The following is a 15,115-nucleotide window of genomic DNA, read 5'->3' on the forward strand; positions in this document are numbered from 1 at the left end:
ATGAACCATAAAGCAAAAGCTGTCGCAAAAAATCTATATTATACCGTAGCAGCTAACTTTGCTACATTAGGTATTTCTGTCCTTTTAAATTTATTTGTTCCAAAATTATTAGGAGTGACTGAATATAGTTATTGGCAACTCTATGTCTTTTATTCTTCTTATGTAGGATTCTTACATTTTGGTTGGATTGATGGTATTTACTTGAAAATCGGTGGAGAAGACTACAAAGACATTGATAAACGTTCTTTAGGATCGCAGTTTTGGTATTTAGCGATATTTGAATTTTTTGTTTCGATTTTCGTTATTTTATGGGCTTACTTCTTTATGCCTGGAGAATACCAAGCACTGATCTTGATTTTGACAGCTGTTGTTTCTGTAGTGACTATCGTTAAAACATTTATTCTCTATATTTTCCAATCAACAAATAGGATTAAAGAGTATGCCCAGTTATCAAGAAATGATCGCTATTTATATGTTGTCTTAATCGGTATATATTTTGCCACAGGTGGGCGGGAATTTTACTGGTTGATCATTATGGATATCATTTCAAAATTAGTGATTACAATTTGGGGAATGACCCGAATAAAAGATATGCTACAAGTTAAAATGATTGGTCTAAAAGAACTAGTACCTGAAATCTTAGATAACATTAATATTGGTAGCAAATTAATGTTGAGTAGTATTGCTAGTATGTTAATTATGGGTACGATCCGTTTCTTTGTTCAACAACAATGGTCAATCCAGACTTTTGGTAAATTATCTTTTACTTTAAGTATCTCTAATATGTTTTTGACCTTTATCAATGCGGTGGGGATCGTCATGTTCCCGCTTTTAAGAAGAACAAATCGAGATCGTCTCTCTTCTTTGTTTCAAACACTAAGAGGTGTATTTGTTCCTTTGACGTATGCTATTTTGATTTTTTATATTCCAGCAAAAATCGTTTTAGGCATGTGGCTACCTGAATATGAAGTTAGTTTAAGATTCATGGGGATCTTATTTCCAATCGTTATCTATGAAGGAAGAATGTCCTTATTAATCAATACCTATTTGAAGACATTGCGTAAAGAAAAAACGATTCTAATGGTAAACGTCTTGACGTTGACCTTATCCTTACTTCTTTCTCTATTCGTCATTTTCATCATAGGGAATTTAAACTTAACTGTCGGATTAATACTTGCTAGTTTAGCATTCCGTTGTAATTTAGCTGAATTTTTCTTGTGTAGAGATATGAATATTAAAATTGGTGCTAAAATGTTTTTAGAAACCTGTCTAACTTTATTATTCATTTTTAGTAATCTTTGGTTTGATGGCACTTATATGAGTATGGTTGCCTATATTGTGATATATATCATTTATTTAGTGATTGTCCATCGTGGTTTTTTGAGCGACTTAAAAGATTTGCGATACTTAGTCAAAGACCATTAATATAAAGAAGACAGTGAGGGACTGTGACAAAAGACTTGTCACAGTCCCTTATTCTTGCAAAAGGTGATAGAGAAATACATCCTTGACCAACTTCTGCCAAGGCAATAACAAAGAAGCAGCGTTTAAATAAGAAAAATATTATCTACTATTAGAATATTTTATGCATGGTATGGTTTTCTTGTTAGACAGGAGATAACTATTGGAAAGGGAACAATTAGTCTATGATCGCTCTATTTAGGGCATATATATAAGATAGTATTCTCAGAATAAACGTGTTACACTAAACTTATCTTTTATGTAAATCAATAATTGGAGTGAAAATAGTGGAAAAAATATTGATTACCGGTGGGGCTGGTTTTATCGGTTCTACCTTAGCCAATCACTTAGGTAAAGAAAATGTAGTGATTGTTGTTGATGATTTATCAATGGGAAAAGTAGAAAATCTTGAGATGGATAGAAACATCACGTTCATCGAAGGTGATGTAGCGGATTCAGTATTGATGGAAGAAATCATCCGTGCCAATCAATTTGACTACATTTTCCATTTAGCGGCAGTTGCTAGTGTGGCAGATTCGGTTGCCCGGCCAGTAGAAACACATCGAGTTAATTTTGAAAGTGTGCTGATGCTGTTAGAATTGATCCGGAAATATCAACCAAACTTAAAACGAATCGTATTTAGTTCTTCAGCAGCAGTTTATGGGGATGAACCAACTTTACCAAAAAAAGAGGAATCCATTATTCGTCCATTAACCCCTTATGCAATCGATAAGTTTGCAGCTGAACAATATGTTTTGGATTACTGTCATTTATATGATGTTCCAGGAAGTGCAGTTCGTTTCTTCAATGTTTACGGACCAAACCAAAACCCAAATTCACCTTACAGTGGTGTGATTTCAATCTTAGTTGATCGTTATAAAAAACAATTAGCTGGAGAAAAAACGTCATTTACTTTATATGGAGACGGTAGCCAATCAAGAGACTTTGTCTATATCGATGATGTGATCCAAGCTTTACTTCTGGTAGCTAACAAAGAAGCGGCTTTAGGCGAACAATTTAATGTCGGAACGGGAAAAGCAACTACATTATTAACATTGATCCAGACGATTGATCAAATTTTAGAGACGGAATTAGCTTTAGAATATCAGCCAGAACGTTCAGGAGATATTCACGATTCATTAGCAGATATTTCTAAGATTCAGTCTATTGGTTATCTACCAAAATATGATGTATTAAGTGGTATGAAAAGCTATTTAAAAACTGAAATATAGTGAATAATAAGAGTCGACAGTTCTTATTCGTACACTTGAAAAGTGGATGGAACGAAATCTTAAACTTTGAGAAATAGAACTATGATAGTCGGCTAAATACAGTCGCCATGCAAAAGTCAGATAACATTCTAACTTTTGCATGGCGATTTTTTTTAATAAAAAAATTTTTGAACTATGACGTACTTAATTTTTGGGACGATAATCTTTTTCGTTTTCAGGATTAATTTTCTTCTAATATCTTGGACCCTTCAATTAAATTATAAATTCGATTTCGCAAGTCTAGAGCAGTTAATTTTATTTTTTTATCTGATTGGTCGTTGCTTTCCATGACAACCGCATCTTTCAAATCACGTTTGAAAACAGCGACTGAATGGAAACGATTGATGTTTCCTTGTGCCAAAACATAATCATTACCACAATAGACACCACCACGATATGGGTGGCCAGTAGGACTGGGTTTCCATAATGTAAAAAGTAATTTCTGTGGGATCATTTTACCTGATAAAACTTTAGTGAAAAACGTATTTAAATCAAGCACCGACATACTGATATTTCCAGTCCCTAATTCATTATGGATCGCTGTTTGCGATTCAGTTAATGGCTTCCAGTAATCATCACTAGCAGACATCTGATAGGAAACGGCATGATGCGGAGAGTTTTTGACTTGATCATAAAAAGCGGTCTGTTTCAAATCCAAAGGTTTGATAATCTCATTCTCTACTAATTTTTCATAAGGTTGGTGAGTTAAGTTGATTAAAATACCCGCTAAAATTGTAAAGTTTAATGGTTCATAACGATAAGTATGGTAGTCAACTAATTTTAGATGTTGAACCGCAAATTGAACGACTTCTGTATCTGATAATGGGGTAGTAGGTTTAGCTGTAGGTTTCAACCCAGATCTCATATAAAGTAGATCTTCAATGGAAATCTTTTGACTATTCGGAATTTGAGGATAAAACTTAGCCAATTTCGTATTCAAAGAAAGGTGTCCTAATTCTACTTGTTTGAGAATTAACAGAGCTGTCATCGCTTTTTGAATCGAGCCAATTTGATAGTAAAGATAAGGGCGGTTTAACTGATCATTTTCTTTGTTCGCATAACCATAGCCACGCTCAAAAATCACATGATTATTTTTCTTTACATAAATTGAGCCAATGTAATCATGTTTAATTAACAGGTGGTTGATTTTTTCTGATAATTTTTTTTCTTCAGGTGTAAGCGATAATGTCTGTTTAGGTTTTAGTGAATCGGAATCATTTCTAGCTTGTTCTTTCGTATAAATACTCCATCCTATAATCATACCGGTGGAAAGTACGCTGATACTGAGCAATACTAGAATGATAGAGAAAAAAGGAAATGAGCCTTTTTTTGCATGTTTGCCTTTTTTTATCATTGTGTCATAAGGTCCTTTCATTTTCGCTAATAGTTAAAATAACTATTGTATTTATTGATATTAATTTTAATCTGTTTTTATTTGATTTACTACTTACAATTTTGATAGAATATTTAAATAAATTAATTCACGTCAATCAAAATATCATGTATAATAGATGAAGTTACGAAGTTGATAGTAAGGAGGAGTTGTTTTGTCAGAAAACAAACAACGTCCAGAAGAGAAAAAAAACAGATCAGACCAATCTGCTGAAAAGAATGCAGTCATTAATCAGAGAAAAAATTTGCGAAAAAAAGAAGAAAAAATCGTTGGTAAAATCATTTTAGTGATCGTTTTGACGTTGCTAATCATTGGAGGCGTCCTTGGATTCACCATTTACCGCTATGTGGATAGCGGGTTGAAACCATTGGATCCTAAAAATGATCAACTTGTTCAAATTGAAATACCTAGCGGTTCATCAAATAAACAAATAGGTGAGATACTCGAACAAGATCAAGTGATTAAAAGCGGCATCGTGTTCAATTACTATACTAAATTTAAAAATATGACTGGCTTTCAAGCTGGATATTATCAAATGGCACCAAATATGACTTTGGATGAGATCGGAAAACAATTGCAAGAAGGTGGCACCTCAGAGCCAACTAAAGTAGCAGATGGCAAAGTCGTGATACCCGAAGGATACGACATTGAACAAATTGCTGCTAGAGTAGCGAAAGTCACTGGAAAAGATAAACAAGAATTTTTAGATTTGATGAAAGATGAAACGTTTTTCAATGAGCTGTATAAAAAATTCCCAGATTTATTGGACAGTGCGAGCAAAGCTCAAAATGTCAAATATCGCTTAGAAGGTTATTTGTTCCCGGCTACTTATGATTACTACAAAAAAATGTCGTTGAAAGATTTAGTCGTTCAGATGGTAAACAAGACAAATAGCGTGTTACAGCCTTATTTTACAACCATCAAACAAAAAAATATGACGGTTCAAGAAGTCTTGACGTTGGCTTCATTAGTTGAAAAAGAAGGGATTAAAGAAAACGATCGTAAAAACATCGCCCAAGTATTTTTCAACCGTATCAAGGCAGATATGCCTTTACAATCAGATATCTCTGTTTTATATGCCTTGGGAGAACACAAAGAAACGGTCTCTTATAAAGATACGGCTGTCGACTCTCCATATAATCTATATACGAACACAGGCTATGGTCCTGGACCATTTGATAACCCTAGTGAAGCAGCTATCGAAGCCGTATTAGAGCCGACTCAAAATGATTACTACTATTTTGTGGCAGATATCAAAAAAGGCGATGTTTATTTTGCAAAAACTTACGAAGAACATTTGGAATTAGTTGATAAATATGTCAATAATTCGTAGAATAGTATTTGTATCATCGACTATTTATTTAAAATAGAAAAACATTTACATTTTAGGAAAAGCGTGGTAATCTTTTTTGGATTATATTCCTCAAAAGATTACTTTTTGCGGTATTCCATAGATCAAGAAGGAGACGTTATACATGGTTGAGAAAGTTTACCCGATGACTCTAGAAGGCAAAGCCAAACTAGAAGAAGAATTAGAACAATTAAAAACAGTTAAACGCGGAGAAATCATTGAACGCATTAAAATCGCTCGTGGATTTGGTGATCTATCTGAAAACTCAGAGTATGAATCTGCTAAAGATGAACAAGCGTTTGTTGAAGGTCGAATCACAACAATCGAAAATATGATTCGTTTTGCTCAAATCATTGACAATGACGGTGTTGATGCAGATGAAGTATCAATTGGTAAGACAGTGACATTTATTGAATTACCGGATGGTGAAGAAGAAGAATACACAATCGTAGGAAGTGCAGAAGCTGATCCATTTTCTGGTAAAATTTCTAATGATTCACCAATTGCTCAAGCTTTGATTGGTAAATTAGTCAATGATGAAGTAACGATTGCTACCCCTGGTGGCGATATGTTAGTTAAAATCGTTAAAGTAGAGCAAGCATAAGAAATACTTGAACAAAAATGAAGTTGTGACATCTACAACTTTGAGCAATAAGCCGAAGAATCAGAAAATCGTTTCTCCGATTTTTGGGATTCTTCGGCTTATTTATTTTTCTAAGGAATGAGTGTCCAGAACCATTTGACTTAGGACAAACTTTACATCTCAAGTCCTATAGTATATTTCTAAAAAAATAGCTATGATAGAATGAGAATGTGCATGAAAGGAGAATAAAGATGAATAGTTCTTGGCGTTTTTTTATCGTAGTCGAGGCTTTATTATTACTATTTGCAGTTTGGCAAATTGTGAACAACGTAGAATTACTTCTTCTCGTATTGTTTGGTGCATTGAACATATATTTAGCATTAAGAAAATATCCACGATCTGGATTTCGAAATTTTCAATTGATTATAGGGAGTTTGATCGTTTTCTTTAGTTTAGTCAATAGCCCTGCACTATGGTTGATGGCAGTATTTGCGATCTTGTTTATCGGACTAAAAGGGGTTGAAATTTCTGGGATTGATCTAACAAAAAATACCTTTTGGCGAAAGAAACAGATGATCATGGTACAAACCGATCAATTAAAAACACATAATAATGAACGAAAAAAACAACAATTATTTGGAAATCAACGTATTGGTAATGATGTTTATGAATGGGATGACATCAATATTGCTTTAATTTCAGGGGATACGATCATTGATCTTGGCAATACATTGTTACCAAAGGATGATAATATCGTTATTGTGCGAAAAGGGATTGGTAGAACGAGAATTTTGGTACCTTTAGGGATTGCCATCAGTTTAGAGCATGCGACACTTGTTGGAAATGTTTTATTTGAAGAGGAACAATTTTCATTAAAAAATGAATCCATCAAAATTTATAGTAACAATTATGATGAAAACCCAAGACGGTTAAAAATCATCACGAATACATTACTTGGTGACGTTGAGGTGATACGTGTATGATGAGCAGATTATCAAAATTAATGATGGCAATCTATGCCTCAGCGGCTTCTTTTTTAATCATCTTGTTTTCGTTGTTCACTTATTTTTATGCAAGTAACCAAACGAATTGGTGGCGTGCCATTTTAAGTGCAAGACTATTGTATGTGCCGCTGATTTTTCATTTGTTTGCTATTGCCTTAGGTGTCGGATTAGTGGTTTTTTTGATAGTATCACTTATCCAAAAAGCAAAGTATGGTAAAATTGAAGAAAAATTAAGAGCATTATCTTCTGGTAATTATGAGTCTAGTCATTTGAATGAACCCATTCCCAGTGCAAATGATGATATTTATGTACAAGATATTGATAAAGAAATAACCAAAATAAAAGAAAAAATGATTGAAGTTTCTAGTGAACTACAAATTATCACTAGCAGACCCCAGTATGTGGATGGACAGACAAGAGAAGAAATCTTAGAACTAGAAAGGCATCGTTTAGCCCGGGAACTCCATGATTCTGTCTCACAACAATTATTTGCAGCGATGATGATGATGTCTGCTTTAACAGAACAAGCCGAAAAAACAGATAGTTCAGAAATATTTCGCAAACAATTACGTATGGTTGCTGATATCATCAATGCTTCTCAATCTGAAATGCGTGCGCTCCTACTTCATCTTCGCCCAGTGAATCTGGAGGAGAAGAGTTTGAAACAAGGAATTGAGCAATTATTAAAAGAACTACAAAATAAAATTCAAATTTCATTGAAATGGGAGATCGAAGACGTAAAATTGTCCAATTCGATTGAAGATCATCTTTTTCGTATCGTGCAAGAATTATTATCGAATACCTTACGTCACGCTAAAGCAAATGAATTAGAAGTCTATTTACACAAAATCAATAATAACTTATTGTTACGAGTGATTGATGATGGTACCGGGTTTAATATGAACGAAACGAAAACAGGTAGTTATGGATTAAATAATATTAGGGAACGAGTAGCAGGTATTGGTGGAACAGTTAAAATTATTAGTTTTAAAGGACAAGGCACCAGTATTGAGATCAAAGTTCCTTTGATCAAGGAGGCATAATTGAAAATGATACAAGTATTACTCGTAGATGATCATGAAATGGTTCGCTTAGGAGTATCCTCTTATTTATCGATTCAAGAAGACATTCAAGTGATCGGTGAAGCAGAAAATGGTCGAGAAGGCTATGAAAAAGCAATGGAATTACGACCTGATGTGATTTTGATGGATCTTGTTATGGAAGAAATGGATGGGATTGAATCAACTAAAGCTATTTTAAAAGACTGGCCTGAAGCAAAAATAATTATTGTGACCAGCTTTATCGATGATGAAAAAGTTTATCCAGCCATTGAAGCTGGTGCAGCTGGGTATCTATTAAAAACTTCTACCGCTCATGAAATTGCAGATGCGATCAGAGCAACTCAAAGAGGGGAACGAGTGCTAGAACCTGAAGTAACAACAAAAATGATGGAAAAAATAAGTAAGAGAAACGAGCCAATTCTTCATGAAGAATTGACAAAACGTGAAAATGAAATCCTGATGCTGATAGCAGAAGGAAAAAGCAATCAAGAGATCGCAGATGAATTATTTATTACTTTAAAAACAGTCAAAACTCATGTCTCAAATATATTAGCAAAATTAGAAGTAGAAGATCGAACGCAAGCAGCTATTTATGCTTTCAAACATGGATTAGTTAAATAAATTGTTTATTCTACAAAAGAAAGCTTACTTTCGTTTTTAGAAAGCCTTTGCTATACTTAAATAAAATAGGTAAGGGAGGAAGCAAGTGAAACAAAATTTTGCAATTGTCGGGCTTGGACGATTTGGTGGCAGTATTTGCCGAACCTTAGTTGAAGCAGGACAAGAAGTATTAGCTATTGATAGCAATGAAGATCGAGTCAATGAATATATGAATATCGCTACTCATGCAGTTGTAGCAAATGCACAAGATGAAATGACATTGCGTTCACTAGGAATCAGAAATTTTGATCATGTGATCATTGCAATCGGTGAAGATATCCAAGCAAGTATCCTCGTTACATTAATGGTCAAAGAGATGGGAGTTCCCAACATCTTAGCTAAAGCTCAAAATGAATATCATGCAAGAGTGTTAGAAAAAATTGGAGCAGATCGTGTGGTTCACCCGGAAAGAGATATGGGGATTCGTATTGCTCATAATCTTGTTTCAAAAAATATATTGGATTACTTAGAACTATCGGATCAATTTTCTCTTGCAGAAATTCGAGTTTCTAATCCCAAATTTTTTAATAAAACATTAGCGGAGCTGAATTTTAGGCAACGTTATGATCTAACAGTTGTAGCAATTCGACGCTTTGATCGTTCGGTCGTTGTTTCACCTTCAGCAGATGAATATGTCAGAGAAAATGATAATTTATTAGTAATTGGGGAAACCGAAGATGTAGATATATTAGACGATAAAATGAATCAATAAGGAGATGCAGGAATGAAATTATCAGTAACAGATAATGCACGTAAATGGTTCGAAGAGGAAGTAACCATCCCTGAAAATTATGGGATTCGTTTTTTTGGGAAAGTCTACGGCAAGACAGAAGTACATGATGGTTTTTCTATCGGAATGTCTGTCGAACAGCCTGAACGACCAATCAAAGAAGAAACCATTGACGGGATGCTGTTTTTTATTGAAGAAGCAGATGACTGGTTTTTCAAGGGGTATGATCTTGTTGTTGATTATGATGCATCTTTAAATGAGCCAACTTATCATTTCAAAGAACAATAAAACAAAGGAGCGTTTCTTTAGCTACCATTAGCTTGGAAAACTCCTTTTTTATATTTACCTCTTTTTTCATAAGACTGAGTCACGAAACACTTGATTACAATTAGTAATAGAAGGGATGCGTAACTAAGATGGCAGAAAAAATTATTTATTTAGATCGAGGATTTAGACAAGAATTTATTGATAAAATGACTGAATTAGCGCCTAATTATGTCATAAAAACTGAGCTTGAACCTACAGATTTGATGAATGTTGAAATTAGTTTAGGGTGGAATCGCCAATACGAAAAAGAGCTATTAGCATCTTCAGGGTTAAAATGGGTACATTCGATCTCGGCAGGGGTAGATACTTTACCACTAACGGCATTTTCTGAAAAAGGGATCTTACTTTCAAATGGTAGTGGTATTCATAGTGAATCAATAGCTGAACACATCATGGGAGTGATTTTAGGCTATTCTCGAGGGCTGTTCCAAGCACAAAAAGCACAAGCAAAGAAAGAATGGTTAGGAACTCATGTCCATTATCAGCCATTAGAAAAACAAAAATTATTGATCATCGGAACGGGGCAAATCGGCAAGATGGTTGCTGATAAAGCAGACAGCTTTTCTATGGTCAGTTATGGGATAAATACTACCGGGCATCCAGTAGAAGGATTCAGTCAAACGTATTCCTTAAACGAAGTGGAAAAAGTAGTAGCTGATATGGATATCATTGTAAATATTTTGCCTCTGACAGAGCAGACTAAGGGCTTCTTTAATTATGAATTATTCAAAAAATTCGCTTCCCATGCGTTATTCATCAACGTTGGACGTGGGGCTTCTTTAAAAACAGCTGATTTAGTTCAGGCATTAAATGAAGAACAACTCGCCTTTGCAGCATTGGATGTTTTTGAAGAAGAACCATTACCTGAAAAAAGCCCATTGTGGGAAATGGATCAAGTATTGATTACGCCGCATATCGCTGGCTTAACCTCAGATTTTCAAAATAAGTTAATGACAATCTTTCTAGCCAATCTTAAAAGCTATGTCACAAATCAAGAGCTTAAGATAAATGAAGTGGCATTACAAAAAGGATATTGATCCTTACTTAGAAAAATAGTTGATATTAAAAAACGACTTTCTTTGACTAGCGTTGCCGCCTAATCGAAGAAAGTCGTTTCCTATGTTTGACATTCGTGAACTACATCATTTGGCTTTTCGGCCAGCCTTTTACCGCCTGTGCAAAAATAAAAAGTCCTGCTATTGCGATAAAAGCACTTGTGTCAAAAGCCGGTAAGAAAATCATTAAGATCGTGGCTAAGACTGTTGGTAGGGTGATTGAATAGATCATCGTTTTTAAACAGTCAAGAAAAGAAGCGCCAGTCAAACGTAAACGCGCATAAATATAAGCTGCAAAATTAGCTAAAAGTAAAGTAACGATCAAATTCAAAAAGCTTGGATAAATAGAAATTAAGAAAGTCACTATCTTGATCCAAAATGGAATTGTTGCTTCACTTAAGGTTGTACGCAATTGTTTTCCTGTTAGATTTTTTAAGGCATCATTTTTATAGTCAAGTTCAAGTGAGTTATTGTTTAGAAAAGTAGTACCGGTATTAGGCAAAGCTACGACGAGTTTATTTTTTAGTAGTCCAACACTAAGAAAATTTCCGACTAAGTCAGAAGTAATATCTTTTTCAGATCGTTTACCTTCCGGATCAAAAGTAAAGATGATAGAATTTGTTTGATAGATGAAACCTTCATGATCTGCTGCATCAATTTTCCCGTTTTTTATGGAAAAATCTGGAATCTTGGTGGCAATTTTCTGACCATCTTGTTTGATGTTTTCTAGCACTTGAAACACTTGATAGGAAATAGGCAAAGCCATGATGATGCTAAGGACCAAAAGATAAAGAACCGATTTAGCAAACGGGGTTTTTCTAGCATTTTTGAGCTCTTTAAATTGCGTGAATGAGCTGATAATTAATTGTTTTGTTGTCATAGTTACTCCTTCTATACATAATGTCATCATTAGCAATTCTAGCGAAGTCTTAGAAGAAATACAAGGGGAAATACCAATTGGCAATCTTCCTTTAAGGTTCATGTGAGAACCTGCTTTTATAAAAAATAACGAGAATGTTAAAATTTGCTAGTTACAAAGATGAATTTAAGGAATAAAGATGAAAACCAGAGACAAATAAGGTATGATGAATAAGAATTGATTAGTAAGGTAGGATGAACGATGAATTTTTATTATCGAGTGAGACAATTTTTAGAAGAAAAAGGTTACTGGGAAATATTTATTTACCTATTTTTTGGTGGTTTAGCAACAGTCGTGAATATCGTTACTTTTGCAATTGCATTACAGATGCTCCATCTAAGTATGCCGATAGCAAATACTATTTCTTGGATTTGTTCTGTTTTATTTGCTTTTGTAACGAACAAATTATGGGTATTTCATTCCAAGTCACCTAATTTTTTCCATTTAGTTATTGAATTTAGTAAATTTTTGTTCTATCGGATTCTTTCTTATGGTATGGATATGGGTTCCATGTTGCTGCTGATTCAGGTGATGCACACAAATGATTATGTGGCTAAGATTATTACCCAAGTCATCGTGGTAGTCGCCAATTATGTCTTTAGTAAATTGTTTATTTTTAAAGGGACAACCATTATTGAGGAAGAACTTCCTGAAAAAGAGAAGTAAAATCCACAGTAGGCATAATTTTTGAAGAATTCCTTGCTCTTTGTTACTCTTTGTAGTGTAGACACTATGAACAAACACATTGAGGAGGAATTTTTTTATGACTTACACATTACCAGATTTACCATATGCATTCGATGCGTTAGAACCTTATATCGATGAAGAAACGATGCACTTGCATCATGACAAACACCATAATACTTATGTAACAAATTTAAATGCAGCGATTGAAAAACATCCAGAACTAGGTGAAAAAACAATCGAAGAACTACTTTCTGATATGGATGCTGTCCCTACAGATATCAAGACTGCTGTACGTAATAATGGTGGCGGACATGCAAACCATTCTTTCTTCTGGAAAATCATGGCACCAAATGCTGGTGGCGAACCAACTGGTGCAATTAAAGAAGCGATTGATGAAGCCTTTGGTGATTTTGCAACATTTAAGGAAGAATTTAAAAAAGCTGCAGCTGGCCGTTTTGGTTCAGGTTGGGCTTGGTTAGTGATGGAAAATGGTAAATTAGCGATCACTTCAACAGCCAATCAAGATTCACCATTAATGGAAGGCAAAACACCTATTTTAGGTTTAGATGTTTGGGAACATGCGTATTATTTGAAATATAAGAATGTACGACCTGATTACATTGAAGCTTTCTGGAACGTTGTGAACTGGGAAGAAGTAAACAATCGATTATCAACTGCCAAATAATCATTTTCAAGCCTAAAAAAAAGAATGAAAAATAAATTGAGCAAGTCTTGCGAGCGTTTTCTAAATTCGGTATAATATTTATGCAAGGTTTCTTGCAAGAACTTTTTTGGAGGCTATACATTTATGGAACATGGAACAGTTAAATGGTTCAACAATGAAAAAGGATTTGGGTTTATTACAGTAGACGGCGGAGACGATGTGTTCGTACATTTTTCAGCAATTCAAGGAGACGGCTTCAAGAGCTTAGAAGAAGGTCAAGAAGTTGAATTTGCAATTGTTGAAGGCGCACGTGGCCCTCAAGCTGCTGAAGTGACTAAATTATAATAACTTGTTGAAGAAAAGCCCGCTTAGCGGTCTATTCAAATAATAAAAAGAAGATGGCGTCTGCCATCTTTTTTTTATTTTATAAAAACCCAAGTTAGTTATTCGTTGACTAGTTTCTTGATTTTTTGGCTTAATAGATAAATCTGCTCACTAGACATATCAGTCGGAGCGACTAAACACGGGATTGTTTCTTCATAGGTCAGGATCTTTAACGGCATATCGGTTGTTCGAATGATTAAGTCTGGCTCAAACAAAAGATCATTTGTAAAAACCACATTTAAGTAAACTCGTAATTGTTCTTGTAACATACTCATATAACTCAGTTCAATACTTAATGGCAAGTCACTTTCGTACTTTATCTTTATTTCTTTATCAAAGTATGTTGGAGAAGTAATGATCATAAAAGCTTCGATCAAATGACAGGATTGTACCCAATACAGCTCTTGTTGCTGTTTTTGGAATTGGGAAGCTAATTGATTGATTTCTCGATTGAATGCTGGGTAATTTTCTTCTACAAAGACTGATAAGTCATATTTAATGGTGGAAAATCGGTGGAACAACAACCCGCTCATCCCGTTGGCAAAGATCGTACTATTTAGTAATTTTTTCTTTACGTTGATTTGTGTAGATTTAAACCCAATTTCATAAATATAGCTATAGAAACTATTTTGAAATTGTTTGATCGCTGTGGCTTTTTTTAGATGGAATTTCATGGCTCGTTCTAAGTGATCGTCTTTTAAATAAAAAGCTGGGCGTGCTTGTAACCAAAGAAATAAAAATTGGACTTCCAAAAGATCGAGCTTGGCTTTCACGCTCATTCGTTTAAGGAAATGGGTAATCTCTTCAAAGCTATCCCAAATCTCTTCTGTAAAATCAGGAAGTTCTCTCTGATTCATCTGATTTCCTTGTGCTGATCGGACGAAAGTGATAGCAATAATAAAGCACCATTCAATCATTTTCAGTTTATTTGGTTTTTGTTTTGTCAGCTGAAAAGCATACTCAATCCCTGCAAAGGTTTCATGAAAATCAACGGTTGGAAAGGGCCAAACGACCCCTTGATAGTATTGCCACAAAAATAAATAAATAAGATAACGGACTTGTGGTTCACTACCTTTGAGATACACGAAGCCTTTTGAAGTCTTTAATTGTAATTGATAGGTAGTAAGCAACTGATTGATTCGAGTAAGATGTCTTCTTAAGGAGGGAATACTAATCTTTTGCTCTGTGGCAAAGGAAACCAGATCAACTCTAGGTTGAAGACAAAGGTCTTTTAACAATTGAAAGATGGCGGAATGTTCCAAGATTTTTAGTAGTAATAGTTGATACTCACTGATCGTTCCAGAAAAAGTGAAGCCTTTTGTACTTTTTGTGATGTGATCGTCAGATAAAACCTTAAGATAGTCACATTGATGAAGCACAGAACGTTTGTCACAATGAGCTGTTTTCGATAATTCCTCTAACGTACAAGTAACTTGTGAGCGATATAAGTTGTCCAAGATCGTTAATTGGACTTGGATATTCCTTTCTAACATGACAGAGAAATTCATTTATTTTTCCCTCCTATATTTTTATACTCGAAATTTTCCGAATGACAAATTATTAAA

Annotated in this window: 16 protein-coding genes; 13 read left to right on the top strand and 3 right to left on the bottom strand. The window is 34.4% G+C overall.

All coding sequences use genetic code 11. The features are described from left to right. Positions 1-1,425 (top strand): lipopolysaccharide biosynthesis protein, encoded by a 1,425-nt coding sequence (locus AB3H90_RS04820; protein WP_010719725.1) that lies wholly within the window; start codon positions 1-3, stop codon positions 1,423-1,425. A gap of 323 nt (positions 1,426-1,748) precedes the next feature. Continuing rightward, complete coding sequence (locus tag AB3H90_RS04825) at positions 1,749-2,693, top strand: NAD-dependent epimerase/dehydratase family protein (RefSeq protein WP_034698875.1); 945 nt, start codon at positions 1,749-1,751, stop codon at positions 2,691-2,693. Between the two features lie 220 nt (positions 2,694-2,913). On the opposite strand, the gene AB3H90_RS04830 is transcribed toward AB3H90_RS04825, so the two are convergent. Beyond that, on the bottom strand, positions 2,914-4,086 hold the full coding sequence (locus AB3H90_RS04830) for a serine hydrolase (RefSeq protein WP_179287099.1): 1,173 nt from the start codon (positions 4,084-4,086) through the stop codon (positions 2,914-2,916). A gap of 193 nt (positions 4,087-4,279) precedes the next feature. Here AB3H90_RS04830 and mltG point away from each other — a divergent pair, with 193 nt between their 5' ends. From mltG to AB3H90_RS04870, 8 genes are all read left to right on the top strand, one after another. Then, a complete protein-coding gene (mltG, locus tag AB3H90_RS04835; RefSeq protein WP_010738164.1) occupies positions 4,280-5,458 on the top strand; it encodes an endolytic transglycosylase MltG in 1,179 nt (392 codons plus the stop codon). 142 nt (positions 5,459-5,600) lie between these two features. After that, complete coding sequence (greA, locus tag AB3H90_RS04840) at positions 5,601-6,080, top strand: transcription elongation factor GreA (protein ID WP_010719721.1); 480 nt, start codon at positions 5,601-5,603, stop codon at positions 6,078-6,080. 230 nt (positions 6,081-6,310) lie between these two features. Beyond that, positions 6,311-7,042 (top strand): cell wall-active antibiotics response protein LiaF, encoded by a 732-nt coding sequence (gene liaF, locus AB3H90_RS04845; protein WP_368016288.1) that lies wholly within the window; start codon positions 6,311-6,313, stop codon positions 7,040-7,042. Next, a complete protein-coding gene (gene liaS, locus AB3H90_RS04850) occupies positions 7,039-8,106 on the top strand; it encodes a two-component system sensor histidine kinase LiaS (RefSeq protein ID WP_010719719.1) in 1,068 nt (355 codons plus the stop codon). Before liaF ends, liaS begins: the two co-directional genes overlap by 4 nt. A 6-nt stretch (positions 8,107-8,112) precedes the next feature. Beyond that, positions 8,113-8,745, top strand: coding sequence for a response regulator transcription factor (locus tag AB3H90_RS04855; RefSeq protein WP_010719718.1), 633 nt, complete (start codon positions 8,113-8,115; stop codon positions 8,743-8,745). A gap of 85 nt (positions 8,746-8,830) precedes the next feature. After that, a complete protein-coding gene (locus AB3H90_RS04860; RefSeq protein WP_010719717.1) occupies positions 8,831-9,496 on the top strand; it encodes a TrkA family potassium uptake protein in 666 nt (221 codons plus the stop codon). Positions 9,497-9,508: 12 nt separating this feature from the next. Continuing rightward, the gene (locus AB3H90_RS04865) at positions 9,509-9,802 is read left to right on the top strand and encodes a HesB/YadR/YfhF family protein (protein ID WP_010719716.1); all 294 of its coding nucleotides are present in this window, start codon (positions 9,509-9,511) and stop codon (positions 9,800-9,802) included. Positions 9,803-9,930: 128 nt separating this feature from the next. Beyond that, a complete protein-coding gene (locus tag AB3H90_RS04870) occupies positions 9,931-10,878 on the top strand; it encodes a phosphoglycerate dehydrogenase (protein ID WP_368016289.1) in 948 nt (315 codons plus the stop codon). Between the two features lie 100 nt (positions 10,879-10,978). Here the strand turns inward: AB3H90_RS04870 and AB3H90_RS04875 are convergent, their stop codons facing one another. Next, positions 10,979-11,776, bottom strand: a complete 798-nt coding sequence (locus tag AB3H90_RS04875; protein WP_025480226.1) for a DUF1189 domain-containing protein — start codon at positions 11,774-11,776, stop codon at positions 10,979-10,981. 240 nt (positions 11,777-12,016) lie between these two features. Here AB3H90_RS04875 and AB3H90_RS04880 point away from each other — a divergent pair, with 240 nt between their 5' ends. The 3 genes from AB3H90_RS04880 (at position 12,017) to AB3H90_RS04890 (ending at position 13,511) form a co-directional block, all read left to right on the top strand. After that, the gene (locus AB3H90_RS04880) at positions 12,017-12,481 is read left to right on the top strand and encodes a GtrA family protein (RefSeq protein WP_010719713.1); all 465 of its coding nucleotides are present in this window, start codon (positions 12,017-12,019) and stop codon (positions 12,479-12,481) included. A 97-nt stretch (positions 12,482-12,578) separates the two neighbouring features. Continuing rightward, entirely contained in the window at positions 12,579-13,187 is a 609-nt protein-coding gene (locus AB3H90_RS04885) for a superoxide dismutase (RefSeq protein WP_010719712.1), read from the top strand. 123 nt (positions 13,188-13,310) lie between these two features. Beyond that, complete coding sequence (locus AB3H90_RS04890; RefSeq protein ID WP_010719711.1) at positions 13,311-13,511, top strand: cold-shock protein; 201 nt, start codon at positions 13,311-13,313, stop codon at positions 13,509-13,511. A 98-nt stretch (positions 13,512-13,609) separates the two neighbouring features. Here AB3H90_RS04890 and AB3H90_RS04895 read toward each other — a convergent pair whose 3' ends face one another. Continuing rightward, complete coding sequence (locus AB3H90_RS04895; RefSeq protein WP_034698884.1) at positions 13,610-15,058, bottom strand: helix-turn-helix domain-containing protein; 1,449 nt, start codon at positions 15,056-15,058, stop codon at positions 13,610-13,612. Positions 15,059-15,115 lie beyond the last annotated feature (57 nt).

Source organism: Enterococcus sp. C63 (assembly GCF_040887215.1).
GTDB classification, from domain to species: Bacteria; Bacillota; Bacilli; order Lactobacillales; family Enterococcaceae; genus Enterococcus_B; species Enterococcus_B hirae.

Excerpts from the sequence above, each read along its gene's own strand:
- greA (WP_010719721.1), top strand. The coding sequence starts at position 5,601 with ATGGTTGAGAAAGTTTACCCGATGACTCTAGAAGGCAAAGCCAAACTA.
- AB3H90_RS04895 (WP_034698884.1), bottom strand. The coding sequence starts at position 15,058 with ATGAATTTCTCTGTCATGTTAGAAAGGAATATCCAAGTCCAATTAACG.
- AB3H90_RS04820 (WP_010719725.1), top strand. The coding sequence starts at position 1 with ATGAACCATAAAGCAAAAGCTGTCGCAAAAAATCTATATTATACCGTA.
- liaS (WP_010719719.1), top strand. The coding sequence starts at position 7,039 with ATGATGAGCAGATTATCAAAATTAATGATGGCAATCTATGCCTCAGCG.
- liaF (WP_368016288.1), top strand. The coding sequence starts at position 6,311 with ATGAATAGTTCTTGGCGTTTTTTTATCGTAGTCGAGGCTTTATTATTA.
- AB3H90_RS04830 (WP_179287099.1), bottom strand. The coding sequence starts at position 4,086 with ATGATAAAAAAAGGCAAACATGCAAAAAAAGGCTCATTTCCTTTTTTC.
- AB3H90_RS04880 (WP_010719713.1), top strand. The coding sequence starts at position 12,017 with ATGAATTTTTATTATCGAGTGAGACAATTTTTAGAAGAAAAAGGTTAC.
- AB3H90_RS04870 (WP_368016289.1), top strand. The coding sequence starts at position 9,931 with ATGGCAGAAAAAATTATTTATTTAGATCGAGGATTTAGACAAGAATTT.
- AB3H90_RS04885 (WP_010719712.1), top strand. The coding sequence starts at position 12,579 with ATGACTTACACATTACCAGATTTACCATATGCATTCGATGCGTTAGAA.
- AB3H90_RS04875 (WP_025480226.1), bottom strand. The coding sequence starts at position 11,776 with ATGACAACAAAACAATTAATTATCAGCTCATTCACGCAATTTAAAGAG.
- AB3H90_RS04865 (WP_010719716.1), top strand. The coding sequence starts at position 9,509 with ATGAAATTATCAGTAACAGATAATGCACGTAAATGGTTCGAAGAGGAA.
- AB3H90_RS04890 (WP_010719711.1), top strand. The coding sequence starts at position 13,311 with ATGGAACATGGAACAGTTAAATGGTTCAACAATGAAAAAGGATTTGGG.
- AB3H90_RS04855 (WP_010719718.1), top strand. The coding sequence starts at position 8,113 with ATGATACAAGTATTACTCGTAGATGATCATGAAATGGTTCGCTTAGGA.